The 24,401-nt window shown below is 63.6% G+C and carries 24 protein-coding genes; 15 read left to right on the top strand and 9 right to left on the bottom strand.

Annotated elements, in window-relative coordinates; all coding sequences use genetic code 11:
- Position 1: 1 nt before the first annotated feature.
- Entirely contained in the window at positions 2-1,867 is a 1,866-nt protein-coding gene (locus S4A8_RS07665; protein ID WP_353219701.1) for a DUF3413 domain-containing protein, read from the bottom strand.
- 155 nt (positions 1,868-2,022) lie between these two features.
- On the opposite strand from S4A8_RS07665, the gene S4A8_RS07660 reads away from it, so the two are divergent.
- Together S4A8_RS07660 and S4A8_RS07655 are read left to right on the top strand one after the other, a co-directional pair.
- Positions 2,023-2,709 (top strand): TIGR00153 family protein, encoded by a 687-nt coding sequence (locus S4A8_RS07660; RefSeq protein ID WP_353175621.1) that lies wholly within the window; start codon positions 2,023-2,025, stop codon positions 2,707-2,709.
- 46 nt (positions 2,710-2,755) lie between these two features.
- Complete coding sequence (locus tag S4A8_RS07655) at positions 2,756-4,021, top strand: inorganic phosphate transporter (RefSeq protein WP_353160970.1); 1,266 nt, start codon at positions 2,756-2,758, stop codon at positions 4,019-4,021.
- 31 nt (positions 4,022-4,052) lie between these two features.
- Here S4A8_RS07655 and S4A8_RS07650 read toward each other — a convergent pair whose 3' ends face one another.
- The gene (locus S4A8_RS07650) at positions 4,053-5,012 is read right to left on the bottom strand and encodes an alpha/beta hydrolase (protein WP_353219700.1); all 960 of its coding nucleotides are present in this window, start codon (positions 5,010-5,012) and stop codon (positions 4,053-4,055) included.
- Entirely contained in the window at positions 5,012-6,046 is a 1,035-nt protein-coding gene (locus S4A8_RS07645) for a YihY/virulence factor BrkB family protein (RefSeq protein ID WP_353219699.1), read from the bottom strand. The genes S4A8_RS07650 and S4A8_RS07645 overlap by 1 nt, the downstream gene beginning before the upstream one ends.
- Before the next feature lie 145 nt (positions 6,047-6,191).
- Between S4A8_RS07645 and S4A8_RS07640 the strand changes: the two genes are divergently transcribed.
- Positions 6,192-6,602: a YbaN family protein gene (locus tag S4A8_RS07640; RefSeq protein WP_353219843.1), complete on the top strand. Its 411-nt coding sequence runs from the start codon at positions 6,192-6,194 to the stop codon at positions 6,600-6,602.
- On the opposite strand, the gene S4A8_RS07635 is transcribed toward S4A8_RS07640, so the two are convergent.
- On the bottom strand, positions 6,580-7,578 hold the full coding sequence (locus tag S4A8_RS07635) for a hypothetical protein (protein WP_353219698.1): 999 nt from the start codon (positions 7,576-7,578) through the stop codon (positions 6,580-6,582). The genes S4A8_RS07640 and S4A8_RS07635 overlap by 23 nt on opposite strands.
- Positions 7,579-7,753: 175 nt before the next feature.
- Here S4A8_RS07635 and S4A8_RS07630 point away from each other — a divergent pair, with 175 nt between their 5' ends.
- Entirely contained in the window at positions 7,754-8,059 is a 306-nt protein-coding gene (locus tag S4A8_RS07630) for a carboxymuconolactone decarboxylase family protein (protein ID WP_006914174.1), read from the top strand.
- A 22-nt stretch (positions 8,060-8,081) separates the two neighbouring features.
- On the opposite strand, the gene S4A8_RS07625 is transcribed toward S4A8_RS07630, so the two are convergent.
- Positions 8,082-8,885: a YiiX/YebB-like N1pC/P60 family cysteine hydrolase gene (locus S4A8_RS07625; RefSeq protein ID WP_353219697.1), complete on the bottom strand. Its 804-nt coding sequence runs from the start codon at positions 8,883-8,885 to the stop codon at positions 8,082-8,084.
- Positions 8,886-9,092: 207 nt separating this feature from the next.
- On the opposite strand from S4A8_RS07625, the gene S4A8_RS07620 reads away from it, so the two are divergent.
- Together S4A8_RS07620 and S4A8_RS07615 are read left to right on the top strand one after the other, a co-directional pair.
- Positions 9,093-10,898, top strand: coding sequence for a chloride channel protein (locus S4A8_RS07620; protein ID WP_353219696.1), 1,806 nt, complete (start codon positions 9,093-9,095; stop codon positions 10,896-10,898).
- A 103-nt stretch (positions 10,899-11,001) separates the two neighbouring features.
- Positions 11,002-12,324 carry an NCS2 family permease gene (locus S4A8_RS07615; RefSeq protein WP_353219842.1) on the top strand — a complete coding sequence of 441 codons (1,323 nt, stop codon included), beginning with the start codon at positions 11,002-11,004 and terminating at the stop codon, positions 12,322-12,324.
- 53 nt (positions 12,325-12,377) lie between these two features.
- Here S4A8_RS07615 and S4A8_RS07610 read toward each other — a convergent pair whose 3' ends face one another.
- Positions 12,378-12,839: an Lrp/AsnC family transcriptional regulator gene (locus tag S4A8_RS07610; RefSeq protein ID WP_502950716.1), complete on the bottom strand. Its 462-nt coding sequence runs from the start codon at positions 12,837-12,839 to the stop codon at positions 12,378-12,380.
- A 211-nt stretch (positions 12,840-13,050) separates the two neighbouring features.
- Between S4A8_RS07610 and S4A8_RS07605 the strand changes: the two genes are divergently transcribed.
- The 6 genes from S4A8_RS07605 to S4A8_RS07580 all read left to right on the top strand — a co-directional run bounded on the left by S4A8_RS07605 (position 13,051) and on the right by S4A8_RS07580 (position 19,355).
- Positions 13,051-14,139, top strand: coding sequence for a thiamine pyrophosphate-dependent enzyme (locus S4A8_RS07605; RefSeq protein WP_502950715.1), 1,089 nt, complete (start codon positions 13,051-13,053; stop codon positions 14,137-14,139).
- A 112-nt stretch (positions 14,140-14,251) separates the two neighbouring features.
- Entirely contained in the window at positions 14,252-15,205 is a 954-nt protein-coding gene (locus S4A8_RS07600) for an alpha-ketoacid dehydrogenase subunit beta (RefSeq protein ID WP_502950714.1), read from the top strand.
- A 56-nt stretch (positions 15,206-15,261) separates the two neighbouring features.
- Positions 15,262-15,588, top strand: a complete 327-nt coding sequence (locus S4A8_RS07595) for a biotin/lipoyl-containing protein (RefSeq protein WP_353219694.1) — start codon at positions 15,262-15,264, stop codon at positions 15,586-15,588.
- A 43-nt stretch (positions 15,589-15,631) separates the two neighbouring features.
- Positions 15,632-16,396, top strand: a complete 765-nt coding sequence (locus S4A8_RS07590; RefSeq protein ID WP_353219693.1) for an alpha/beta fold hydrolase — start codon at positions 15,632-15,634, stop codon at positions 16,394-16,396.
- Positions 16,397-16,552: 156 nt separating this feature from the next.
- On the top strand, positions 16,553-17,887 hold the full coding sequence (locus S4A8_RS07585) for an NRAMP family divalent metal transporter (RefSeq protein ID WP_353219692.1): 1,335 nt from the start codon (positions 16,553-16,555) through the stop codon (positions 17,885-17,887).
- A gap of 88 nt (positions 17,888-17,975) precedes the next feature.
- Positions 17,976-19,355: an FAD-binding oxidoreductase gene (locus tag S4A8_RS07580; RefSeq protein ID WP_353219691.1), complete on the top strand. Its 1,380-nt coding sequence runs from the start codon at positions 17,976-17,978 to the stop codon at positions 19,353-19,355.
- A 21-nt stretch (positions 19,356-19,376) separates the two neighbouring features.
- On the opposite strand, the gene S4A8_RS07575 is transcribed toward S4A8_RS07580, so the two are convergent.
- Positions 19,377-20,075, bottom strand: coding sequence for an RBBP9/YdeN family alpha/beta hydrolase (locus S4A8_RS07575; protein ID WP_353219690.1), 699 nt, complete (start codon positions 20,073-20,075; stop codon positions 19,377-19,379).
- Between S4A8_RS07575 and S4A8_RS07570 the strand changes: the two genes are divergently transcribed.
- Positions 20,074-20,505 (top strand): MerR family transcriptional regulator, encoded by a 432-nt coding sequence (locus S4A8_RS07570; protein ID WP_353219689.1) that lies wholly within the window; start codon positions 20,074-20,076, stop codon positions 20,503-20,505. The two genes, S4A8_RS07575 and S4A8_RS07570, sit on opposite strands and share 2 nt — an antisense overlap.
- Here S4A8_RS07570 and S4A8_RS07565 read toward each other — a convergent pair.
- Positions 20,502-21,617 (bottom strand): AI-2E family transporter, encoded by a 1,116-nt coding sequence (locus S4A8_RS07565; RefSeq protein ID WP_353219688.1) that lies wholly within the window; start codon positions 21,615-21,617, stop codon positions 20,502-20,504. The genes S4A8_RS07570 and S4A8_RS07565 overlap by 4 nt on opposite strands.
- A 174-nt stretch (positions 21,618-21,791) precedes the next feature.
- Here S4A8_RS07565 and S4A8_RS07560 point away from each other — a divergent pair, with 174 nt between their 5' ends.
- Positions 21,792-23,210, top strand: a complete 1,419-nt coding sequence (locus tag S4A8_RS07560) for an aminotransferase-like domain-containing protein (protein WP_353219687.1) — start codon at positions 21,792-21,794, stop codon at positions 23,208-23,210.
- Positions 23,211-23,215: 5 nt separating this feature from the next.
- Here the strand turns inward: S4A8_RS07560 and S4A8_RS07555 are convergent, their stop codons facing one another.
- Entirely contained in the window at positions 23,216-23,461 is a 246-nt protein-coding gene (locus tag S4A8_RS07555) for a DUF2970 domain-containing protein (protein ID WP_353219686.1), read from the bottom strand.
- Positions 23,462-23,626: 165 nt separating this feature from the next.
- On the opposite strand from S4A8_RS07555, the gene S4A8_RS07550 reads away from it, so the two are divergent.
- A complete protein-coding gene (locus S4A8_RS07550) occupies positions 23,627-24,400 on the top strand; it encodes a c-type cytochrome (RefSeq protein ID WP_353219685.1) in 774 nt (257 codons plus the stop codon).
- Position 24,401 lies beyond the last annotated feature (1 nt).

Below are 24,401 nucleotides of genomic sequence, written 5' to 3'. Positions count from 1 at the left end.
GCTAGTCGGTTTCGCGAAACCGCGTCATCTGTTCCAGCGTGGCCTGAATAGCGGCCGGTGAAGGACTGTCTTTGCGCGGGCGATAGTCGCGGTCGAGCGCTTCGGGGCTGCCGATGGCGGGGAAGTCGATAAAGCCGTTCTCCGTCATCGCAGCATGGCCACGGTACTGGGCCATGATCATCGGCAGGCGGTCGGCCGGTTGGAACAGGTCGTGGCCGACGCTGGTGGCGTCAAACGCATTGTTCACCCCCAGCGCGTGCTCGAGCAGCGTAGGCGCCACGTCGAAGCTGCTGGTGAGGTATTCGGTTTGTTTGCCGGCCTCAGTGCGGCCCGGCCAGTGCACGATCATGGGCACCTGGGTCTGGTAACGGCTGTAGTCGCCGTTGTGGCCCCAGTAGTTCAGGCCGAGGTCGTTGAACTCCTGACCGTGATCGCCCGTAACGACGACGATGGTGTTGTCCATCAGGCCCTGGGCTTCGAGCGTGTCGAGCGTTTGGCCGACGAGCCCGTCCACGAAATGCACGGAGTTGCGATAGAGGTTGTGCAGGCCAGTGGGGTCGGTGTCTTCATCCAGCGTGAGGTAGTTCACGCTGTCCCATGACGGCTGGAACGGGCGCGGGTCGCCGTCCGGCAGATCGTAGGCGTGCGGCGAATCGTAGAAGACCATGCCGAAGAAGGGCTTGTCGGCGTCGGGATCGCGTTTTTGCAGGTAGTCGATGAAGTCGCGGTTAGCGTCGATATCGCGCGCCGGCGAATCGTTGCCTTCGGATTCCATACGCAGCTCTTTCATGCCGGAAAAGATGGTGCGATGAAACTCGGGCGAGGATAGCGGCGCGCTGCGATAGATGCCGAAGTCGTAACCCAGATCGAGCAACCGGCTGACCAACACGGGCCGCGTATTGGTTTGCAGCATGCTGTGCCAATAGGTGCCGGGGATGCCGTAGAACAACGAGAACATGCCGATACGCGTGGCGTTGCCGCCGCTGTAGTGGTTCATGAAGCGCTGGTTGTTCTGTGCGAAACGCGCCATATGCGGCGAGACGTCTTCGTTCATGGCGTCGAAACGCCAGGAATCGATGACGATGAAAACGATGTTCTTGGGTTCGGCCGGCGTTTGGGTTTGCAGCGGCACGCGCGGGTAGTCGATAGAACCATCGAGAGCGGTATCGCCGCCCCAGCTGGCCTCGGCCACATCGAAGCCGCGTTCTTCGAGGAAATCCTTGGCGGTGAGCGGTTCGTAGCCCGGCAACAGCCGGGTCTGGCGGGTGACGCTGCCGTCGCCCATTGCGTCGGCATAGGCATGAAACAGGTTGGTAGCCAGAAGCAGCGCGACACAGGCGCCGGCCATGCCATAGCCGAAGCGCCGCTGGCGTGTCGCCGCGACCAGCCGCCATACCGCCCAGCCCACGGCCCATAGCGCAAGCGCCACACCGAGCCCGATCAAGGCGACCTGGATTTTCATCGCCAGCGAGAATTCGAAGGTTTCTTCCGACGCGCCCGAGAAGAAAAGCGAAACCAGTGCGCCGTTCAAATGAAAACGGTACTGCTGGAACACCAGCGTATCGACCAGCAGCAGGCACGTCAGCACCACGCCGATCGCCCATGCGAGCGGCACAATGACGTGTCGGTACGGCACGATCAGAGCGAGCAGCATGATGGGTAACAACCCGATCAGCGCGACCGACAGAAAATGCGCAAAGAACATCGCGATGCCGAAGCTGCGCGCCACCAGGCCGGTCGACAGATCGCCTACATCGAGATAGCGCAGGGCGACCAGCGACAGCACGAGGGTATAGGCAATCACGAGCCAGCCGAGCCAGCGCAGTAGCGCGCCGCGGCCGGCCCCGGACGAAATGGGGTTGAGCATCAAAAATCTTTGGGGTGGAGTGGGCAGAACGGGCCATATCAGACAGATTGCGCGGCGAAGGTTCCACGCTGCGGCCCATCGATATCGAGCCCGGTAACGACACTGTCATACGTCGGCTTATATAGTAGGCACGTCTGCAAACCGGGGAAGCTCGCATGGACCCGTCCAAGAACAGCCCGTTGTCACGTCTATTCGGCCATTCGCCGTTCAAGGCGCTGCGCGAACACATTCGCGAAGTCGACAAGAGTGCGGATCTGCTGCGCGAGTATTTCGATGCGACCGCGGCCGGCGACTGGACCCAGGCCGAAGCGCTGCACGAGCGCATTTCTGCCTGCGAACACGAGGCCGACGATCTCAAGGACAAGATTCGGCTGAACCTGCCGACGTCGCTGTTTCTACCGATCTCGCGCTCGGATCTGCTCGTGTTGATCGAAGCGCAGGACAAGATCATCAACAAGGTCAAGGACATATCCGGCCTGATGACGGGACGGCGCATGGAATTCCCGCCCTCGGTGCAACGCCCGATCAGCGATTACATGCAGACGTCGATCGAGGCCGTACACCAGGCGCGCAAGGTGCTCGAGGAACTCGACGAACTGCTGGATTCCGGCTTCGGCCGCGACGTGAGCGAGATGATCGAAGATATGGTCACCGAACTGGGCCGGCTGGAGAAACGCGCGGATAACGAACAGATCGCCATTCGCCACCGCCTGCTCGAGCTGGAAAGCGAGCTGCCGCCGCTGGAAGTGATGTTCATCTATCGCGTGATCGACTGGATCGGCACGCTTTCGGATCGCGCCGAACGCGTTGGCTCGCGTCTGCAGATTTTAATGGCACGCTAGCGCGCCCAACCCTTCCTTCTCTCCTGCGCCGCAGACAAGGACGTCCATGTCGCTCATTACTCAGCATGCGGAATTGCTGCTCATTCTCGCCTGTGTGTTCGGTTTCTTCATGGCCTGGGGTATCGGCGCCAACGATGTCGCCAACGCGATGGGCACCTCGGTGGGCTCGGGTGCCGTCACGGTGGGCCAGGCCGTGGTCATCGCCGGCATATTCGAGTTTCTGGGCGCATGGCTGGCCGGCGGCGAAGTCACGGAGACCATCAGCGGCGGGCTGATCAACCCCGAAATATTCGCCGACAACCCGGACCTGCTGGTGATTGGCATGCTCGCGGCGCTGCTGGGGGCGGGCACGTTTTTGCTGGTCACTTCCATGCGCGGGCTACCGGTCTCCACGGGGCAGTCGATCGTCGGGGGCATTCTCGGGTTTGCGCTGATCGCTTTCGGCGCCGAACCGGTCAAATGGGCGGAAATCGGCAAGATCGCGGCCAGCTGGGTGGTATCGCCGCTGTTGGCCGGTGTGCTGGCGTTTCTGTTGTTCGAGTCGATTCGCCGGCTGGTATTCAACCATGCCGACCCGGCGGTGGGCGCGCGCCGTTATCTGCCGGCCTATGTATTTCTGGCTGCCTTCGTGATCTGTCTGGTCACTTTGGTCAAAGGCCTATCGCATATCGGTATCGATTTGAGTACGACGATGGCGGTCGCCGGCGCGGTCGCACTCGGCCTCGTAGCAGCCGCGATCAGCGCGGTACTGTTACGGCGTATCGATCTGTCGCCGGAAGCGCGTGCGACGGATCGTTATCGCAACGTGGAGCGCGTGTTTGCAGTCGCCCAGGTTTTCACCGCAGCCACGATGGCGTTCGCGCACGGCTCCAATGATGTGGCCAACGCAGTCGGGCCGGTCGCGGCAATTCTCAACGTGATCAACAATCCCGACAACGTCGGTCAGAGCTCCGAGCTGGCCGGGTGGGTTCTGGTGCTGGGCGGTATTGGTATCGTGGTGGGCCTCGCCACCTATGGCCATCGCGTGATGCGCACGATCGGCGCGCGCATCACCGAGCTCACCCCGACGCGCGGCTTCTCGGCCGAACTGGCCGCGGCCTCGACGGTGGTGCTCGCCACCTTCTTCGGCCTGCCCGTCTCCACCACCCAGACGCTGGTCGGCGGCGTGCTTGGCGTGGGGCTCGCGCGCGGGCTGCGCGCGCTGGATCTATCGGTGCTCGGCGGCGTGTTTCTGGGCTGGCTGCTCACCCTGCCCGGTGCCGCGCTGTTTACGGCGGCGTTCTACTTCCTGCTGAGCACCATACTGATCTAGAAACGCGTCCTGTCGCCTCGCGTTCTGGCGCCTAGTGCGCCAGCGGGCTGGCCAGAAAACGGCTCACGCGGTCGAACAGCTGTGGCGCACGCCGTTCGAGCAGCACGAAATGGGTACCGCGGCCGATCTCGTCGTACTGCTTGTAGGCGCTGCCCAGCCGGTCGTAAAGCCCGAGCCCATCCTCGCGAATGGCGGTGGCGTCTTCGGTGGCGCGGATCACCAGCGTGGGCACATCGATATCGCCGGCTTCATAGCGGGCGCGACCGTTGAAGGCTTCCCAGAGATCCACGATCACGCCGTTAGGGGCGCGCACGAAATCGGCCGGTTCATCGCGCAGCATGGCGTCGTACCAGCGCTCCACCATCGCCGGATCGCGCCAGCTGTCGGGATCGGCCGCGGTGATTTCCGCGCCCCAACGCTCGCGCGCCTGCGCGGCGGTTTCGGTGCGATAGGCGCCCAGCGGGCGTAAACGGTGCGGGTTGTCACGATCTTCGAGTGCCGCGATACGATCACGCCGTTCGCAGCTATACACCGGCGCGAACAGCACCAGCCGATTGATCGTGCCGGGCTGGCTGGCGGCATACATGCCCGTGGTCATCGTGCCCCAGGACCAACCCACCAGATCGATTTTTTCGACGCCGGTGCGCTCTCGAATGAAAGCAATCGTATCGGCAATATCCGCGACCGCACTTTCGGCACGCGCAAACGGCGGATTGTCCTGCGCAGGTTCGTCCAGCACCGGGCTGCGCGTGGAGGCGCCGTAGCCGCGCACATCCAGCGCATAAGCCGCATAACCGTCACCGACCGCATGGTCGAGCCAGCTGCTGGTCGGCACATCGAACATCACGCCGGGGTAAGTCGCGCCATGTACGAACAGCACAGCTTTTGCCGGGGTATCAGCTGCGGGGTTATCCGCCGTCTTTTCGCGGACGTGAATACGCTCGTTCGGCGCTTCGGAACTGGTAATGAACAGATCTTCGCAGCGTGGCATCAACCGGGCCCCGGCTTTTTGTTGTCGAAATCGATATCGTCGGCGCGCTCGGCGATGTTGTCAGCCACGAACGCACCGCGCTCGCCCATCGGTTTGCCGCCGGAGGTGGTGGTGTCGTGCGCGGTCTGAAACTCGAGCTGAGCGTTGAGTTCGCCGCCTACGAGCATGATGAGCACGGTGATATAGAGCCAGGTCAGCACCACGACCACGGCACCCAGCGAACCATAGGTCGCCGAATAATTATCGGAAAAGGCCAGGTAGACAGAGAACGCGAGCGAGCCGATGATCCAGAACACGGTCACGATCGCGGCACCCACTATCACCCAGCGCCATTTCGGCGCGCGCCGGCTTGGCGCATAGCGATACAGCCCGGCGATACCCAACATCAGGAACAGCGCCGCGCCGCCCAGGCCGATGCCCCGGCCAACGGCAACCATCCAGTCGGCAAAACCCAGCGCGGCAAACAGCAACGGCACGCCGGCCGCCAGAATGGCCACCATACTGAGCCCGAGTACGATCGCCAGGGTCAGCGCCAGCGACACCGCGATCTTGACGAAGAAGTTGCGGGTTTCACGCTCGGCATACACCACGTTGAGGGCAATCATCAGCGCGGTCGTGCCTTTGCGCGCGCTCCACAGCGCCAAGGCCAGCGTGAACAGCGCGGCCAGACCGAGCGAGGCCTGCGGCTTGGCGGCAATCTGACTCATCTGGCCGGTGATGGTGGTGATGACGTCCGGCGGAACGACGCCGCGCAGCTGTTGCACCTGATCGACCACGCCGGCGGGGTCGAGAAACAGCCCGTAGATCGCGACGAACGCCGCAATACCGGGAAAGATCGCCAGCAGCCCGTAGAACGACACGCCGGCTGCGATGATCGAAAGATTGTTGTCGTTGAACGCGTGATAGACGCGCAGCGCGACGTCGCGCCAGCCCTTGAATGGGATATTGACCGGCGTTGCCGCGCGCCGACCGCGTCCATCCGCTGGCGGCTGTTCGTTCGGCGAAAGCTGCTTTGCGTTATGACGGTGCACCATTGTCTCCCTGACCTCGGGCGCTGCCCGACTCGAAAACGCGACCCGGGCCGGGCGCTGTCTGCATGACAGCGCCGACGCACGCGGCGTAGCATCGCGCCATGCCTCGCCCCAGCCGCCACTTTAACCCAACGCTGTCGTGGTCACGATGCGCGAACGCATGACCATCAAACAGTATCTGCTGGTGGCAGCGGCCGCGCTGTTGTTCGCGCTCGGCGTACTGGGGGTATTCCTGCCGCTGTTGCCCACCACGCCGTTCATGCTGGCAGCGGTAGCCCTGGCCTCGCGCGGCTCACCGCGCTTTGCCGCATGGATACGCGCCAATCGCTATGCCGGTCCGGCGATCAACAACTGGGAGCGCGAGCGCGCGCTATCACGACGCGCCAAGATCACCGCCGTGGCGATGATCGCAACCAGCATCGCCATCGTCTGGTGGCATATCGATTATCGCCCGTTGGCGATCGGCGTGACCGTTGGGCTGGCCTGTGTCGCCACTTTTCTGGTCACCCGGCCGACACCGCAGCACGCGGCCGACTCTAGTCGAAAAGCAGGCTCTTGAGCATCGTCTGAATCTGCTCGCGATAACGTTCGTGCTCACCGCTGACCGTGGCGGTGACCTGGTATTGGCGCCGCTCGCCGATCCGGTAGAGCCAATGGCTGACGGTATCGCCCATTTCGGTCTGCGTGGTGTATTGCAGCGCGGTGTAGTCGCCCATCTTCACCGAATTCGCACTCGGCGCGCCGTCGTCACGCACGGCTTCGGCATATTCGGCCAACGTGTCGATACCCGGCTTGCGATCGCGGGTGACGGTCAGCACGAACCCGTCGCTGATCTCGCTGGCGGCTGCATTGGCCGGGCCAAGCACCTTGAACGATACGGTGTCGTCGCCGTCGCGCGATACGCGCGCACCTTTCGGCCGTTCGATGGAAAAACCGAGCTGCGGGTTGCGATAACGCGCCTCGGCGTCGGTTTCAGCCGGGTCAGAAACAGCAGCGGAAACCGGCACGAAGCTCGATAGAATCGCGTCGCGCTGGGGCGCCGATGCGCCTTCGACGATCATGATCGCGGCGCGATCCTGTGCCAACGCGATCGCCTTGACCGCCCGCGATGCACTTTCGTCGTCCTGTACCAGCACCACGCTGCCCGCCGTGTTGCGGGTTTCGCTGGCCGCACTCGGGTCGCCGATTGTGTCGACTGCGAGCGCGCGCAGCGAGCGTCCGCCCCGCGCGGTGGTCGAAACCCGTAGCGTAAGCGCGTCACTGCTCAGAACTCGCGCATCGCTATCGCGCTCGTGCGGCCTATCGGCGGCGTCGAGTTCGAGTTGGCGCGGATAGTCGAACTCGAAGCCCGCGCGCGTATCGCGATAGTGAGCGAAGTTCGCAGGCGCCGCCGGGCTGGCGGTGGCCTGATCTGGCGAGGGCTGTTCTTTGTCGCTTGCGAGCAGCGAGCCGGCGTTGCAGGCCACGGCCAGGGCGAGCAGTCCGGTGATCCAGAGTCTTGAGAGTCTTGGGTGTGAAGCCTTGCCGTATCGCATGGCGTTATCCGTTCGAGATGATGCGTCCTAACCGACACCCCGGGCGCGCCGAGGTTTCGTTGCCGGTCGACGTTTGTTGCGTTGACAGCGTCGATCGCTGCGCGCAATGTCAAATCTTCGGCCACGGCCGAATATAAAAGTTCAATACGAACAATAACTAACGTTGGAGGAGACAATGTACGACAGCAAAAATCTCGAACGCCTGGGCCAGCTCGATGCCGGCGCGCCACAGGGCATGGACGCATTCTGGGCGTTCGACAAGGCGGCTTTTGCCGAGGGCGCAATCGACGCCAAGACCAAGCAGCTGATCGCGCTCGCGGTCGCCATGACCACCCAGTGCCCTTATTGCCTCGAGCTGCACACTCAGGCCGCGCGTGATGCCGGCGCCAGCAACGAAGAACTCAGCGAAACCGCGGTCGTCGCGGCCGCCATTCGTGCCGGCGGCGCCATCACCCACGCGACGCATATGTTCGCCAAATAAAATGGCGCCGGGGTGATCGCGGCTAAGGCTCGATCTCCTCGGCCCAGTTCAACTCGCGATAGCGCGCCACGTCGTCGCCAAAGAACGGGTATTTGACGATTTCAAAATACGGCGAGTGGTCGAAATCGCGCGGCGTAATCAAGCGCGCATTGCGGCGATGAAACACCATGCCCCCGCCATCGCCGCGATGGAGCGTGGGCAGGATGGGATAGCGCACGCTGGCAAAGGCACGGGCGATCAGCGTGGAGCAAATCGTGCGCGCCATCTCGCCATGGCCGACTTCGAACAACGAGGAGCGCCAACGTCGGGGCAACAGGCCGTAGGGAAAGAAGAACCGCAGCAGATCGCTGATATGACGCAGGTCGTAGGGGGTGCCAACGCGTTCGATACAGAACTCGATCACCGCCAGGCTGTCGCTCTGCGAAAGTTCACGCGCACGGCACAGACGTAGATGCTCGTAGCGGTAACGAGTGATGGGCGACAAATGCACGCCGTGCCCGATCTCGGCTTCGAGCAACATAGGCGTCGTATCGGCGATGCCTTGCGCACGTAGCGGTGAGACATCGACGCCGAGCAAGGCCAGTTCGGCAACCGTCCCCAAATGCAACGCCGCGTGTGTCCAGGCGCTCAGGGTCACGCTCTGAATCACGCCCGATACACGGCTTCGACCTTCGACGAGCACGATATCGGCACGCTGAAGATGCTCACAGAGACGACCGAAGTCGTTGCGCGGCATGCCCAGTGGCCGTGATTCGGCCGCCAGCCAATCCACGACCGGTTCGGTGAGACGGTGGCGCAGGCTTTGCAATGGCGCAGTAATCTTCATGACGATCTCAGCTTAGCAGCCTGAATGTACTTCGAGAGGCGCACAGCGCTTCGGCTGAAGCCGTGGTTGCTGTATAATCCAGCCATTCTCCGGCGGCCGGCGTCGGCACGCGAGCTTGAACCCGGCATCTTTCGCAAGCCTGGTTCAAAGCGCGACGTCCCGTCGCAACGGCGGCCGGACCCTACGCCCAGTCAACAAGAGATCGCATTGGCCCGGTCGCGCACTATCGAACGTTCCAGCCTCGTGCTCAGCCTGCTGGCCGTGTGCGTGGGTGTGGCTGCGGGCTATGGCGCTTCGATCTTTCGCGATCTCATCGCGCTGTTTCACAACCTTGCCTTCTTCGGCGAGTTGTCGCTGGTCTACGACGCCAACCAGCACACCGACGCGAGCCCCTTTGGCGCCTGGATCATCATCGTGCCGATGCTGGGCTCGGTGGCCGTCACCTTTCTCGTGCAGAATTTCGCCCCCGAGGCCAAGGGTCATGGCGTGCCGGAAGTCATCGACGCGATCTATTACAAGGGCGGGCGGATTCGCCCGAGCGTGGCCGGGGTCAAGGCTCTCGCCTCTTCGATTTCGATCGCGACCGGCGGTGCGGTCGGGCGCGAAGGCCCGATCATCCAGATCGGCTCGGCGCTGGGTTCGAGCATTGGCCAGGCAACCCTGCTGCGGGAATGGCAACGCAATACGCTAATCGCCGCCGGTGCCGCGGCGGGTATTGCTGCCACCTTCAACGCACCACTCGGCGGGCTATTGTTCGCCATCGAAATCATCCTGCCGGAAACCTCGGGGCGTACGCTCATCCCGGTGGCACTGGCGACCGGTGCGGCCTCGTTCGTGGGCCGCGCGCTGTTCGGCAATACGCCGTCCTTCGATATCCCGGCGCTGGCCAATAACGCGCTCGATCTGAATTCGCCGGAACTGCTGGGCGTATACGTCGTCTTCGGCATTCTGATGGGCCTGGCCGCGCTGATATTCACGCGCAGCATCTATGTGTTCGAGGCCTTGTTCGAACGAATGCCGGGCAACGATTATTCACGTCACCTGATCGGCATGGGGCTGGTGGGCGTGATGATGTATGCCTTCATGGCGCTGACCGGCCAGTACTACGTTCAGGGCGTGGGCTACGCCACGATCCAGGACATCCTGGAGAATGCACTCACCTCGCCCTGGCTGTTGCTGCTGTTGTTCGCCGGCAAACTGCTGGCAACCTCGCTCACCCTGGGTTCGGGTGCCTCCGGCGGCGTGTTTTCGCCGGCGCTGTATCTGGGTGCGACGCTCGGTGGCGCGTTCGCCGTGGCCATGCAGCATTTCACCCCCTGGTTCCAGCTGGATGTGGCCACGATGGCGGTCCTGGGCATGGCCGCAGTCGTGGCCAGTTCCACGGGGGCCGCACTGACTGCGATCGTGATCATCTTCGAAATGACGCGCGACTATCACGTCATCATTCCCATGATTATCGTGGTGTCGATCGCGTATTACGTGCGCCAGTTCCTGATGGCGGACACGATCTATACCTTCAAGCTCACGCGCCGTAATCATCCGGTGCCGGCGTCGCTTGAAACCAACCTGTTCATGCTGCAAAAGGCGTCGGAGTTCTACGACCCGCGCGTGATCCGGGTGGGCAACAACCGCGGGCTGGCCGAGATTCGCCGTCGATTCAAGCGCTTCGGACGTCAGGCCCCGAATGTGCTCGTGCTCGATCACGAACAGAAAATTCAGGCCATATTCTCGACGCGTCGTCATTACCGGCTCACCCGCCGGGCCAAGATACACAGCTGGGCCGACGAGCATATGGAAACCGACTATATCGTCGCCGCGGCCGACGACATGGTCTTCGATATCGTCGGCCGGCTGCGTGCCGCAAAGTGCGAAGTGGCCCTCGTGACACCCGACGGCAAGATGAGCCATCCGCGTGAAGTCGAGGGCGTACTGACCCTGTCGGATGTGGCCCGCAGCAGCCGTCTGGCCCGCCAGATGGAACGCCGTCGGCCGCGTACAGAAGCCAAAAACTAGCGCCTGACCCTCGAACATTGCGCGCCGACGGCACTCCCTCGGCACGTTTTTTGTATCATGCGCGCCCTATTACCGCCTGAGCGTAGGATCTGCCGTGAACGCCATCGCCCGCTATTTCGATTTCGACACTCTCGGCACGAATTGGCGGACGGAAAGCGTGGCCGGCCTGACCACGTTCCTGTCGATGGCCTACATTCTGTTCGTGAACCCGGCCGTGCTGTCGCTGGCCTCGGTACCGGATGCCGCCGGCCTGGGCATGCCGCGCGACGCGGTGTTTACCGCCACCGCCGTCGCCGCGGCGTTTGGTTCGCTGGTGATGGGTTTGCTGGCGCGTTATCCGATCGCACAGGCGCCCGGCATGGGCCTTAACGCGTTCTTCGCGTTCTCGGTGGTGCTCGGCATGGGTATCGAATGGCAGACCGCGCTGGCCGGTACGTTCGTCTCGGGCCTGATCTTCATGGCGCTGACCATTTCGCGCCTGCGCGAACGCGTGATCAACGCGATTCCCAACGAACTCAAACATGCCGTGGCGGCCGGCATCGGGCTGTTCATTGCCTTCATCGGCCTGACCAACGCCGGCATCATCGTCAATGACGACGCGCTGCTCGTGGGCCTGGCGCCGCTGAGCGATCCGCAGACCCTGCTGGCCATCTTCGGGCTGATCGTGACCGTCATCCTGATGACGCTGCGCCTGACCAGCGCCATTTTTCTGGGCATGGCCATCACCGCCGTGGTGGGCATGCTCACCGGCCTGATCGACCTGCCGGAACAGATCGTCAGCCCGGTACCGGATATCAGCCCCGTGGCCGGTGCCGCGATTTCGCGCCTGCCCGACCTGTTCACACCGCAAATGGCGGTGGTCATCGGCACCATGCTGTTCGTGGATTTCTTCGACTCGGCCGGCACACTCATGGGTGTGGCCCGCCAGGCCGGGCTGATCCGCGACAACAAGCTTCCGCGGGCCGGGCGTGCCCTGTTTGCCGATGCGCTGGCCACCACCGCGAGTGGGCTGATCGGCACCTCCTCGACCACGGCCTATATTGAATCCGCCTCGGGCGTGGCGGCCGGCGGACGCAGCGGCTTCACCGCCGTGGTGGTCGGCGTGCTGTTTCTGCTGGCGCTGTTCTTCTCGCCGCTGTTGGCGGTGGTCACCCAGGCGGTGACTGCGCCCGCGCTGATCGTGGTGGGCGTGCTCATGGCCGCCTCGCTGCGCCATATCGCCTGGGATCGCTTCGAAACCGCGGTACCGGCGTTTCTGACCGTGCTGCTGATGCCGCTGACCTACTCCATCGCTACCGGCATTGCGCTGGGCTTCATCGTCTACCCCGTCACCATGACCGCCGCCGGGCGCCGCCGCGAAATCCACCCGCTGATGCTCGCCCTGGCGGCGATCTTTCTCGCCTATTTCGTGTTCCTGCGACCCTAGGGAATTTCGGCAAACCCGTTCGCGATAACCCGTCGCACGGGCGACAAGGCCCCCTAGCCCAACGGCAGGCCCTGATATTCCTTCAGGGTTTGCAACACGATCGCCGTCTTCACGTGGCTGACCGTTTCGTGCGCGAGTAACTGGTCGTTGACCAGTCGCGATAGCGCCTGCAAATCGGTCGTGGCCACCTTGAGGAAATAGTCCATGTCGCCAGTCAGCGCATGGGCCTCCAGCACTTCCGGCAGGCCGCCCAGAAATTCGGCGAAGTGGGCCGCGTTATCGCGGTTATGGCTGGCCAGGGTGACCCAGATCATCACCAGCATCCCATAGCCGAGTTTTTCGAAGCTCAGCTCGGCGCGATAGCCCTGAATAAAACCCTCCTTCTCGAGTCGTGCCCGACGGCGCGAACACTGCGACGGCGACAGCGATACAAGCGCGGCCAGTTCGTTGCTGGTAAGCCGTCCTTCGCGCTGAAGCTGGTCCAGGATCTTTCGATCGAATTTATCCAAATGCATGATCGGCGCACCTGTTTTGATTTTTATGCATTAACAATGCGTAAACGGACGATTTAAGCCGCACTCTGCGCCACGTTCGCACGCATCCACGCATAGTATTGAAGCAAGCAATAAAACTAAAACAGTCCGATTCACGACAACCGGCTGCCCTGCGCAACGCCCCGATGGGCGGTTGAGTTGTCGTGTGAACGTGCGAAGGAGATACATGCCCATGAAGCAGCCCGAGCCCAGGCCAAGCCGCGTGCCGGCCCCGTCAAGCGCGCCCGCGCTGGCGGCGTCGCCGTCGATGACGCTGACCGATGCCGATCTGAAAACGCTTTACCAGTTACTGGTGAGCGTGCGGCAACTCGACAAGGCCGCGGTCGCCTGGCAACGCCAGGGTATTTTTCCGACCTATGCGCCCGCCCTCGGTCAGGAGGCTGCCCAGGTGGGCAGCGCTTATGTGCTTGATCGAACGCGCGATTTCGCGTTTCCCACCTACCGCGAGATCGGCGTAGCCCGGGCGCTGGGGGTGAACATGGCCGAGTATCTCGCCACCCACAAAGCGCTCTGGCACGGCGGTCTTTACGACCCGGTCACCAGCCGGCTGGCGCCGATTCAGGCCGTGGTCGCCGGCTCGGTACTGCACGCGGTCGGCTGGGCACTCGGTGCCAAGCTCGACGCAGCCGATACGACCGATCTCCCCGTGGCGATGACCTACTTCGGTGACGGCGCCAGTTCCCAGGGCGATGTGCACGAGGCCATGAATTTTGCCGGCGTCATGCAGGTGCCGGTGGTGTTTTTCGTCCAGAACAACTGCTGGGCCATTTCGCTACCGACACACGAACAGGTCGCCGGCAACGATATCGCGGCGCGGGCACACGGCTATGGCATACCCGCGTTGCGTATCGACGGCAACGACGTAACGGCCGTCATCGACGCCTGTTCGCGGGCGGTTGCGCATGCACGCGCCGGGCGTGGCCCGGTACTCGTGGAAGCACTGACCTACCGGCGTGGCCCCCATTCCACCAGCGACGACCCGGGCCGCTATCGCAGCCTCGAACAAGAGCGCGCGGACGCCGGCGACGACCCGATCGAGATGCTCAGACGTGCGCTTGAAGCACGCGGCGATATCGCCGAGGCGTTCTTCGCCGACGTACAGACCAACGCCGAGCAGGAACAGGACGAGGTTTTCGAACAGCTTGCGACCATGACCACCCGCCCGGGCCGGGAGATGTTCGATTACGTCTTTCAACAGCCCACGGCGGTGCTACGCGCCCAACAGGCCCATTGGCAGAGCGAGACTGAATATGATGCATGAGCTTCGTCACCCCGATTCGCGCGCTACGCGATCGCCTGTCCCGGGCGCGCGCCGCCGCAACGAGCGCGCCGCCAATCAGCGCACAAAAACGCCCGCACCAAGCGTGATGTCGATGCAGCAGGCGTTGAATGCGGCACTCGCGGATATCCTCGACGCGGACCCGCGGGCATTGATCTTCGGTGAGGATGTCGGTCGTCTGGGCGGGGTGTTTCGGGTCACCGACGGCCTGCGGCAACGCTTTGGCGCCGAACGCTGTTTCGACACGCCACTGGCGGAATCGGCCATCGTCGGCATGGCCGTGGGCCTGGCCATGAACGGCTGGCATCCGCTGCCCGAGATCCAGTTCGACGGATTTTCCTATCCGGCGATGAACCAGATCATCGCGCAGCTGGCGCGTATGAACTACCGCAGCCGCGGGCATCTGCCCATGCCGGTAACCCTGCGTATTCCCAGCTTCGGCGGTATTCGCGCGCCGGAAATGCACGGCGAATCGCTGGAAGCCCTGTTTGCCCAGGTGCCGGGCTTGAAAGTGGTCGCGCCCGCCACGCCGCAGCAGGCCTATCAGCAGTTTCGCCATGCCGCGGCGTTACCCGACCCGGTGATCTTCATGGAGCCCAAGGCGCGCTATTGGCAGCGTGAAACAGTCCAGCGCGAAGTGGGCGACGACTGCGAAGGCGCGCGCATCGCCCGACACGGCAAACACGCCACCCTGATCGCCTGGGGCGCGATGGTCGCGCGCTGTCTGGAGGTCGCCGAGATGGCCGCCGAAGACGGCGTGGAACTGGAAGTACTGGATCTGCGCTGGCTCAAGCCGATTGATACCGACCGCCTGATCGCCTCGGTGGGCAAGACCCGACGCGCATTGATCGTGCACGAATCCCCCTGCGCTGGCGGGCTGGGCGCCGAAATCAGCGCACTGATCAACGAACACTGCTTTGGCCAGCTGCGCGCACCGGTGGAACGGGTGACCGGCTTCGATGTGCCCTACCCGGCCGGCGAGCTCGAAGACGAATACCTGCCCAATGTGGACCGCATTCTTTTCGGCGTACAGCGCCTGTTGGGTTGAGCCGCGCCTGCGACACGCAATCGCTGACTGCCGACGTACGACAAAGGAGACACGCCATGGCTGAAATCGCATTCTCTCTGCCCGATCTGGGCGAAGGCCTGATCGAGGCCACCGTGCTGGAATGGCTGGTCGCGGTCGGCGATCAGGTCGAACGCAACCAGCCGCTGGTCGAACTGGACACCACCAAGTCGTCGCTGGAGCTGCCCTCGCCGCAGGCCGGTCGCATCCTGCGTACGGTCGGCGAGGCGGGCGATGTGATCGAAGTCGGCGACACGCTGGTGGTGTTCGAGGTCGACGACGACACTGCCGGCATCGTGGGCAGCGTGCCCAAACAAAAGCCCAAGCGTCGGCGGGTGCGCCTGAACGCACCCGACGAAGACTAAGCCGCGCGGCCGTGCAACCCACCCTGTCATGGAGCGTTTGGGCATGAACGACAGCTTTGACACCGACTGGTATCCCGCGCCCGAACCCGTCAGCGAGCGGCCGGTCGTACTCATCCACGGCTTTGCATCCAACGCCGAACTCAGCTGGCAGCAGACCGGCTGGCTCGATGCCCTGGCGCAAGCGGGCCGCCACGTGCTCACGTTCGACCTGCCCGGCCACGGCAGGGCACGCGATATCACCGACCCGGCACGTTATACGCCGGATGCGATTTGTGCGGCACTTGCGTATCGGCTCGACACGATGCCGGATAGCGCCGCCCATGGCGCGGATATCGTGGGCTATTCACTCGGTTCTCGCCTGGCCTGGGATTTCGCCGATGCCTACCCGCAGCATGTGCATGCGATGGTGCTCGGCGCGCCCGCGCTGGATGACCCGTTTCAGGGCATGGATATCGACGCGGCCGCAGCGTATCTGAACGATGCACAGCCCATGCGCCAGCCGCGCGACGAACAGCTACTGGCGATGGCGCAGCGCATCCCCGGCAACGATGCGCAAGCGTTGCTAAGCGTGGTGCGTGCACTGGTCGACGCGCCCTTCAGGCCCGGCCAGCTATGCGACACCCCGGTATTGCTGATGGCCGGCGACAAGGACGAACTCGCGGCGACCATGCCGCAATTGGCCGAACATGCACGCCATGCCGAGCTCGCGTGGCTGCCCGGGCGAAATCATCTGAACGCCGTCACCGCGCGGGCCTTCAAGCGCGCGACCATCGATTTTCTAGCCGAGCCCACGAGCAAACGCGACTAGCACGAAAGGCGTCGCGCCGCTGCCCTACCGGGGCCGGCCCGTTTCTGCGGGCTGTGTCACCCCATCGAAGATCAATAAAAACTTTACAATACAATAAAATAAAACCGCCCAATCGGCCCATGCCTGTGCGAAGCGGTGCGTTCGAGGAGATAGAAAATGAGTGAACAACACAGCCAGCCATCGACGTCATCGAACGCCGCCCGCGCGGCGAACCCCCGCCGATCGCGTTATCTGGCGGCGATGGGGCCGGGTTTTCTGTTCGCGGGCGCGGCCATCGGCACCTCACATGTCGTACAGGCCACGCGTGCAGGCGCGGATTACGGCACCGGCCTGCTCGCGTTTATCCTGCTGGCGATCCTGATCAAGTATCCCTGCTTCTATTTCGGTCCGCTCTATGCGAGCAAGACCGGCAATTCGCTGGTGGAAGGCTATCGCCAGACCTTTGGTAAATCGGTGGTGGCCCTGTTCGGGCTGGTCCAGATACCGGTGTTCGCGATCATCGTGGCCGCGATTGCCATCACCACCGCGGGCGTGGGTGGCAACCTGCTCGGGATCGGCCTGAGCGGGCCAACGCTTGCCATGGTGCTGATCGTGGCCTGTTGCGTCATCATCTATGCGGGCGGCTATGCCATTGTCGATGCCGTCAACAAGCTGTTCATCGCCATTCTCAGCGTAACCACGCTCATTGCGACCGCGCTGGCGCTGCCGAACGTGGACTGGAGCTTCTACCCCAGTACGGCCGTTTCGCCCTTGCTTAGCCACACCACCTTCGTGACGCTTGTGGCCGTGCTCGGCTTCATGCCGTCCGGGCTGTCGCTTTCGATCGTCAACTCGCTGTGGTCGCTCGCGCGCAACGATGCCAACGGCATGCGCGCCGACAGCCGGCAGGAAAAAGCCGATTTCGATATTGGCTATATTGGTTCGGCGCTGATTGCCGCCTGTTTCGTGATCATGGGCGCCGGCGTGCTGCACAGCCAGAACATCAATCTGGCCACCGGTTCGGTCGGCTTTGCCAGCCAGGTGGTCGATCTGTATGTGGCCACACTGGGGCCCTGGAGCGGCTTCGTGGTCGGCATTTCCATATTCACGGTGCTACTGACCACGCTGCTGACCGTACTCGACGGTTTTCCGCGCGTGGTGGTGGCCGTGTTCGAAAGCCTGGGCCGCGACGACGACGCCCCGCAGCCCGCGCAGAATCGCGCCGGCCAGCACCAGGGCGCGCTGTATCTGGCCATGGCCGGCCTGTCGGTATTGGCGGTGCTGATTCTGTATTTTCTGATGAGCAATTTCTGGCTGTTCATCAACTTCGCGATGATCACGTCCGCCGTTATCAGCCCGCTGCTGGCCGCGCTCAATCACTTCACCATCAACGGCGTATCGGTCGCGCCATCGGATCGGCCCTCGGCATTACTCAACGCCTGGAGTGGCCTTGCGATCGTCACGCTGGCGGTGTTGTCGCTGTGCTACCTGTATGTGCGTTTTTTGAGCTAGCCGACCGGCACGCACCGCCCATTCGCTGGCTGGACGCGTACCGCACGGTGCCCGACCGATGACCGCACGAGCATAAGGAATTCGCCCCATGTCCGTTCTCGCCGACCTGCAATCCGCTTTCGCACCGGGGCGCGTGATCGCACCCGAGCACATCCCTGTTGGTCATCGCAGCGACTGGGGCGTGGCCCTTGCCAGTGACGAACAGCCCGCCGCGCTGGTCTATGCCCAGGATGCCGACGACGTATCCCGTGCGCTCGCAATCTGCACGCACCATGCCTGCCCGGTGGTGACCCAGGGCGGGCTGACCGGCCTGACCGGGGCCGCAACACCCAGCCACGGCTGTGTGATCGTCAGCCTCGAACGCATGCGCGCCATCGAGGAAATCGATAAGGCAGCCGCCACCATGACCGTCCAGGCCGGCGTCGCGCTGGAGCGCGTACAGCAGGCCGCGAGCGAGGCCGGCCTTTTCTTCCCGCTGGATCTGGGCGCACGCGGCTCCTGTCAGATCGGCGGCAATATCGCCACCAATGCCGGCGGCAACCGCGTATTGCGCTACGGCATGGCCCGCGATCTGGTGCTGGGCCTGGAAGTGGTGCTGGCCGATGGCAGCGTGGTGACTTCGCTCAACAAGATGCAGAAGAACAATGCCGGCTACGACATCAAGCATCTGTTCATCGGCAGCGAGGGCACGCTCGGCATCATCACGCGCGCGGTCCTGCGCCTGTTTCCGGCCACCACGAGCGAATCCACCGCCTTGTGCGCGGTATCGGACTACGACGCGCTGCTCGCATTTCTGGCCCATGCAAAAGCACGGCTGGGGCCCACGCTATCGGCATTCGAGGTGATGTGGCCGGATTTCTATCGGCTCGCGCTCGAAGCCCACGACATGCGCCCGCCGCTGGACGATAACCATAGCGCCTATGTTCTGCTCGACACCCTCGGCACCGATGCCGAGGCCGATCAGACCCGCTTTGAAGAAACGATAGCCAGCGCGTTGTCCGAAGGGCTCATCACGGACGCGGTGCTGGCCCAGTCGCTGAACGACAGCGAACGACTCTGGCGACTACGCGGCCTGGCCGGCGAATTCAGCCGCGTGTTCTCGCCGCGTATCGATTTCGATATCAGCGTGCCGATCGGCGATATCGGCGTATTCCTCGAACGCGCCTACGCCGCGCTGACCATGCAATGGCCTGCAGCACGCATTCTCAGCTGGGGCCATATCGCCGACAGCAATGTGCATCTGTCGGTGAGTATCGACGAACAGCCGCAACCGCTGGAAGCCGTCGAACGGGTGATCTACGGGCTGGTCCGCGAGTACGGCGGCTCGATATCGGCCGAACACGGCATCGGCCTGCTCAAGAAACCGTTCCTGGATTATTCGCGCAGCCCGGCCGAGATCGCGCTCATGCAGCGCATGAAACATGCCCTCGATCCGGCCGGACTGCTCAACCCCGGCAAGGTGCTCTAAGCGGGCTGCGATGCTGCCCGGCTATTTCCTGGCGTTGCACGACAACCGATCATCATCCGCGTCGATCATATCGCGCAGGGCGGCCAGCACCACGGGCAGCCGCGTATAGCCGTCGCGGCCGAGAAAATGGCCACCCGTCGGTTCCAGCAAAAACGGGGCCTGCAACCGCTCGGCCAGCGCCATGCTGTGCGTAAACGCCACGATCGGATCGTCGCGGGCGGATATCACCCGCTGCTGATCGACAGCCGCGTGTATCGCGTCGAAATCGACCGGCGCCTCGACGAAGGCGTCGAGCTGCGGCAACGCGGGCAATGGCTCGGCGAATGCCGATACCAGCACCAGGCCCGCCCAGTGCGCGCTCGCCGGGTCGGCATCGATACGTCGCTGCAACGCCGCAAGCAGTGCGATCCCACCCAGGCTATGGGCCACGAAATAGACCGGGCGTTGCACATCGCGGGTCAGCGGATCGAGCCGTTCGGCCCAGGCCCGGGGATCGGGGGCCGCGGAGTCGGGCAAGGCAATACGCCGAGCTTCGATCCCGCGCTCGGTCAAGGCGGTTTCGAGCCAGCCAAACCAGTGGTCGGCCGGTGTGGCCGCATAGCCGTGGATGATGAAAACCAGCGGCTGCGCCGGTCGGCTGCTCTCGGCCGGCGCAGCCTGCGCAAAGCACGCACAGGCCGCCAGCAACAGCAGGCCCAGGCATTTGATCGAAGACGACATGGTGACGATCCATCGGGTGATTGACGAACCGATCCTGCGCCCTGACAGTACTGTCAAGGTCAACACCTGCGGAACCATGCATATCGGCGAGCTCGCAAAACGCAGCGGTATCAGCGAGCGCATGCTGCGTTACTACGAAAGCCGGGGCGTACTCTCGCCGCGTCGCAGTCGCGCCGGCTACCGGCAATACAGCGAAGCCGATCTGCGCCAGGCGATGCTCGTGCGACAACTCAACGAGGCCGGCCTCAAGCTCGACAGCGTGGCCGTGTTATTGCCGTGTCTGGTCGACGACGGGCCGCGTTTCGACCCCTGCGATCGCGTGCGCGCCACATTGGCGAACGAACTGACCGCGCTCGACCGCAAGCTCGACGAGCTGCAGCAAAGCCGTGCACTACTCGCCCGTCTGGTCGATCAGGTCGAAAACGCTTAACGCCCGAGCAGGCGGCCGAGCGGACGCAGCTCTTCGATATGATCGAAGGTGACCTTGCAGACCACGAGCAACGGTACCGCCATGAGCATGCCGGCCACGCCCCACAGCCAGCCCCAGAAGAACAGCGCGAAGAACACCATCAACGGGCTCATTTCGAAACGCTGGCCATGCACGGCCGGGGTCACGAAATTACCCTCGAGCACGTTGAGCGCGAACACGGCGGCGGGTGCGGCCAGTACGTGCCCCAGGGTGTCGAAGGTGGCAAAGGAGGCCAGCGTAATCGCCGCCAGCGAGATCGCCGCGCCCGCATAGGGGGCGAAATTGAGCACGCCCACGAGCACGCCCCAGAGCACCGGATCGGACAGGCCGAGCAGCCATAACACCAGCCCCGCACTGATGCCAAGCAGGGTGTTGATGACGGTGACGGTGAGCAGATAACGGCTTATATCACTTTGCAGATGCCGCACGATGCGTACCGCATTGCGCCGACTTCGCCCCGTTCGCGTCATGATGAGCAATTTTCGGAACACGAAGCCACGCCCGCACAGCATGAAATAGAGCATGATCAGGGTCATGAACAGAATCCCGCCGGACCATTGCAGATTGGTCACGATCTGGTCGCGCAGGCTCTGTTCGTTAATGCTGATGGTCTGACCCTGGTTCGCGGCCTTGCCGATCATCTTGGTGGCCGCTTCCTTGATCTTCTCCGTGCTTTCGTTCATCTCCTGGATCTGCTGCTGGAGCTGCGTTGTCTTCTCGTCGAAGGAGGTGAACGCTTCCGGCGCGTGCTTGATCCAGTACTGCGCGGGCCCCATGAGCGTGTAGCAGCCGTAGATGACGATGGCAGCGAAACTGCCGATCAGCAGCATGGCGCTGATCCAGCGCGGGATGTACCAACGCTGCATGCGCGTGACCAGCGGCCCGAGCAACAGGTTGAAGATGAGCGCGAGGGCGACCGGAATGAAGATGAAACGCGCGAAATAGAGCGTATACAGGGTCAGCAGGACCAGAATCGCGGTCATGATGAACGAACGCACCTGAATCGGTCGCTCGAACAGACGCATCACGTCGTTGTCGGATGACGCCTGGTTGTCCTGATCCGTCTGGGCCATACGATCTCCTATCGGCGCACCGCGTGCGAACTTCAACAGCGCGCCACGGTAGCGCGCAGCCCGCGGCGGCGCTATCCGTAACCGTGCGTAGCTGCGATACGCGCTACAGCGATGGTTATACTGCGAAATCGCTGGCCTGGCACGTGAGTTCGCCAACGAGCGCAGACAACAGCCATGACGCTCTATATCGACTACGCCGACGAAATCGAATCGCTGATCGCCAACGGTGCACTACCGGCCGGCGAGCGCCTGCCCTCGGTACGCGAAGTCAGCCGCCGGCGCCAGCTCAGCGTATCGACCGTGTTACAGGCCTACCGACTGCTCGAGGCCCGTGGCCTGATCGATGCCCGGCCGCGGTCGGGCTATTACGTCAGCGACCATGGCCCACGCTATCCGCAACGCCCGATGCCAACACCGGTGGCGCCACCCGCCGAGGCCGTGGCCGTCGATCGCAGCCGGCTGATCCATGACGTGCTCCATGCCAGCCGTTCGCGCGCGTTGATCCCGCTGGGATCGGCCTTTCCGGACCCGCGGCTGTTTCCACTCGCGCGGCTGCGGCGTGCGGTCTATCGTGGCCTGCGCGATCTGGACGCGCACCAAAGCGTCGAGGATCTCTCACCGGGCAACGCCGAACTCCGGCGCCAGATCGCGATTCGCTATCACCTGGATGGCCAGGCGGTCGATCCTGAGCAGATCGTGATCACCCACGGCGCGCTGGAGGCGCTCAATCTGTGCCTGCAGGCGGTCACCCGCCCCGGCGATACCGTGCTCATCGAGTCGCCCACCTTCTACGGCGCACTGCAATCGATCGAACGCCTGGGCCGGCGCGCCGTCGAACTGCCGATCGACAGCGCCACCGGGCTCGATCTCGAACAGCTGCGTGCCTGTATCCAGCACCAGCGCCCGGCCGCCTGCTGGCTGATGCCCACGTTTCAAAACCCGACCGGCGCGCTGATGCCGGCGGCACGTAAAAAAGCGCTGGTGGAACTGCTGGCCGAATACGACATCCCGCTGATCGAGGACGATGCTTATGCGGAGCTGTATTACGACGGTCAACGCCCGCCGCCGGCGCGCGCTTTCGATACCACCGGCAATGTCCTGCACTGCGGCACGTTCTCCAAAAGCCTCGCCCCGGGGTATCGCATTGGCTGGGCGATGCCCGGCCGCCATGCGACGACGGTTCTGCGCTACAAGCTCGAAAGTACGCTGGCCGCCTCGTTGCCGGCCCAGATCGGGCTGGCCCATTATTTGCAGGGTACACACTACGACCCTCATCTGACGATGCTGCGTGCCGAGCTGTGCCGTCGCCGGGATCGACTCATCGAACAGCTGCAGGCGCATCTGCCGGCCGACATCGAATTCACCCGCCCGGACGGCGGCTATGTGCTGTGGTTACGCCTGCCGGCCGGCATCGAGGCCACCGAACTCCACCGCCGCGCGCTGACCGCGGGGGTAGCGATCGCGCCCGGCGTGCTGTTTTCCACCGGGCCGGCCTTCGACCAGCATATCCGCCTGAACTATGGCCACCCGAACCCTGACGAACTGGCCGAAGGCATCGCCCGGCTGGGCGAAGTCATCGCCCGCTGGGCCTAGGGCCGCTAGCCCAGATAGGCCAGACTCAGGCGCACCGCGGCATAGAACAGCAGCACCGCAGCGCCGGTCATCAGCAGCGCGCACACAATGAAATGCATGGGCCGGCCGTGATTGAAATCGCGTCGGCGCACACGCGAGCTCTGCACGCCGAAGAATGCGGCGGCCACGCTGAACACCACCTGCCACCAGCGCGGTGCGTGCTGGCCAGCCGGGCATTCATCCGCCGATGAACAACGATCGGTCGATTTCATGACGTATTTCGACTCACGCAGGAACCTGACTTTCATTGTCCAGCGCAAGCGCCGCGCCACCAGCCACAGTTTTGATGCTTTTTGCATAACAAAACGTCGGCGGCCCAACTGTTATGGGTTTTGATGACCCACTGTGGCTTGGTCATGGGCGCCGCTACACCGATAATGGCGCGCAAACGCGGCCCGCGGGCCGCCTATCGACGCGAGGATATGGCCACGGTGTCCGTTATTCGGCTGTTTTTTATTGGCGCTTTGCTGGTTTCGGCCTTAGCCGCCAGCCCCGGCGCGTTCGCGCACGACGACACGGCCTCGGACGATGCGATGGCCGACCGTGTCGAGGCCTGTACCGCCTGCCACGGCCCCAAAGGCCTCGAACTCGAAGACGGCTATGTGCCGCGTATCCACGGCAAGCCGGCTGGCTATCTCTACAACCAGCTGGTCAATTATCAGGACTACCGCCGCCGCAACCGCAGCATGAACCACATGGTGGCGCATCTGTCGCACGAATATCTCTACGAGATCGCGCATTATTTCGCCGATCAGCATGTGCCCTATCCCGCCCCGGCTGCGGCGCCGAGCGATGCGCTGGCACGCCGCGGCGAGCAGCTGGTACACGAAGGCGACGAACAGGCCGGCGTGCCGGCCTGTGCCGCCTGCCACGGCCAGCGCCTCACCGGCGTCGAGCCGAACACCCCCGCGCTGATCGGCTTGCCCCGTCAATACATCATGGCCCAGCTCGGTGCCTGGCAGGTGGGCACGCGCCACGCGGCCGCGCCCGATTGCATGGCCAGGATCACCCAACGTCTCGACGGCCGCGATGTGGAAGCAGTGGCGGCCTGGCTGGCCGCGCAGCCGATCCCGGCGGATACGCGCGCGCTGGAAACCGCCGTGGTCGATCCGCCGCTGGAATGCGGCAGTGTCCCTGCGCCGGAGTCCTGAT

This window comes from Salinisphaera sp. S4-8 (assembly GCF_040361235.1).
In the GTDB taxonomy this organism is placed as follows: Bacteria; Pseudomonadota; Gammaproteobacteria; order Nevskiales; family Salinisphaeraceae; genus Salinisphaera.
Note: the sequence above shows the minus strand (reverse complement) of the source record. Positions and strands in the feature narration are given on the sequence as shown.

What these genes read in the sequence shown, in the direction of transcription:
- S4A8_RS07570 (WP_353219689.1), top strand. Translation starts at nt 20,074, where the DNA reads ATGGTGACGATCCATCGGGTGATTGACGAACCGATCCTGCGCCCTGAC.
- S4A8_RS07635 (WP_353219698.1), bottom strand. Translation starts at nt 7,578, where the DNA reads ATGCGATACGGCAAGGCTTCACACCCAAGACTCTCAAGACTCTGGATC.
- S4A8_RS07610 (WP_502950716.1), bottom strand. Translation starts at nt 12,839, where the DNA reads ATGCATTTGGATAAATTCGATCGAAAGATCCTGGACCAGCTTCAGCGC.
- S4A8_RS07555 (WP_353219686.1), bottom strand. Translation starts at nt 23,461, where the DNA reads ATGAAATCGACCGATCGTTGTTCATCGGCGGATGAATGCCCGGCTGGC.
- S4A8_RS07625 (WP_353219697.1), bottom strand. Translation starts at nt 8,885, where the DNA reads ATGAAGATTACTGCGCCATTGCAAAGCCTGCGCCACCGTCTCACCGAA.
- S4A8_RS07590 (WP_353219693.1), top strand. Translation starts at nt 15,632, where the DNA reads ATGAACGACAGCTTTGACACCGACTGGTATCCCGCGCCCGAACCCGTC.
- S4A8_RS07565 (WP_353219688.1), bottom strand. Translation starts at nt 21,617, where the DNA reads ATGGCCCAGACGGATCAGGACAACCAGGCGTCATCCGACAACGACGTG.
- S4A8_RS07585 (WP_353219692.1), top strand. Translation starts at nt 16,553, where the DNA reads ATGAGTGAACAACACAGCCAGCCATCGACGTCATCGAACGCCGCCCGC.
- S4A8_RS07605 (WP_502950715.1), top strand. Translation starts at nt 13,051, where the DNA reads ATGAAGCAGCCCGAGCCCAGGCCAAGCCGCGTGCCGGCCCCGTCAAGC.
- S4A8_RS07550 (WP_353219685.1), top strand. Translation starts at nt 23,627, where the DNA reads ATGGCGCGCAAACGCGGCCCGCGGGCCGCCTATCGACGCGAGGATATG.
- S4A8_RS07600 (WP_502950714.1), top strand. Translation starts at nt 14,252, where the DNA reads ATGCAGCAGGCGTTGAATGCGGCACTCGCGGATATCCTCGACGCGGAC.
- S4A8_RS07560 (WP_353219687.1), top strand. Translation starts at nt 21,792, where the DNA reads ATGACGCTCTATATCGACTACGCCGACGAAATCGAATCGCTGATCGCC.
- S4A8_RS07645 (WP_353219699.1), bottom strand. Translation starts at nt 6,046, where the DNA reads ATGGTGCACCGTCATAACGCAAAGCAGCTTTCGCCGAACGAACAGCCG.
- S4A8_RS07665 (WP_353219701.1), bottom strand. Translation starts at nt 1,867, where the DNA reads ATGCTCAACCCCATTTCGTCCGGGGCCGGCCGCGGCGCGCTACTGCGC.
- S4A8_RS07630 (WP_006914174.1), top strand. Translation starts at nt 7,754, where the DNA reads ATGTACGACAGCAAAAATCTCGAACGCCTGGGCCAGCTCGATGCCGGC.
- S4A8_RS07660 (WP_353175621.1), top strand. Translation starts at nt 2,023, where the DNA reads ATGGACCCGTCCAAGAACAGCCCGTTGTCACGTCTATTCGGCCATTCG.
- S4A8_RS07595 (WP_353219694.1), top strand. Translation starts at nt 15,262, where the DNA reads ATGGCTGAAATCGCATTCTCTCTGCCCGATCTGGGCGAAGGCCTGATC.
- S4A8_RS07640 (WP_353219843.1), top strand. Translation starts at nt 6,192, where the DNA reads ATGCGCGAACGCATGACCATCAAACAGTATCTGCTGGTGGCAGCGGCC.
- S4A8_RS07655 (WP_353160970.1), top strand. Translation starts at nt 2,756, where the DNA reads ATGTCGCTCATTACTCAGCATGCGGAATTGCTGCTCATTCTCGCCTGT.
- S4A8_RS07575 (WP_353219690.1), bottom strand. Translation starts at nt 20,075, where the DNA reads ATGTCGTCTTCGATCAAATGCCTGGGCCTGCTGTTGCTGGCGGCCTGT.
- S4A8_RS07580 (WP_353219691.1), top strand. Translation starts at nt 17,976, where the DNA reads ATGTCCGTTCTCGCCGACCTGCAATCCGCTTTCGCACCGGGGCGCGTG.
- S4A8_RS07650 (WP_353219700.1), bottom strand. Translation starts at nt 5,012, where the DNA reads ATGCCACGCTGCGAAGATCTGTTCATTACCAGTTCCGAAGCGCCGAAC.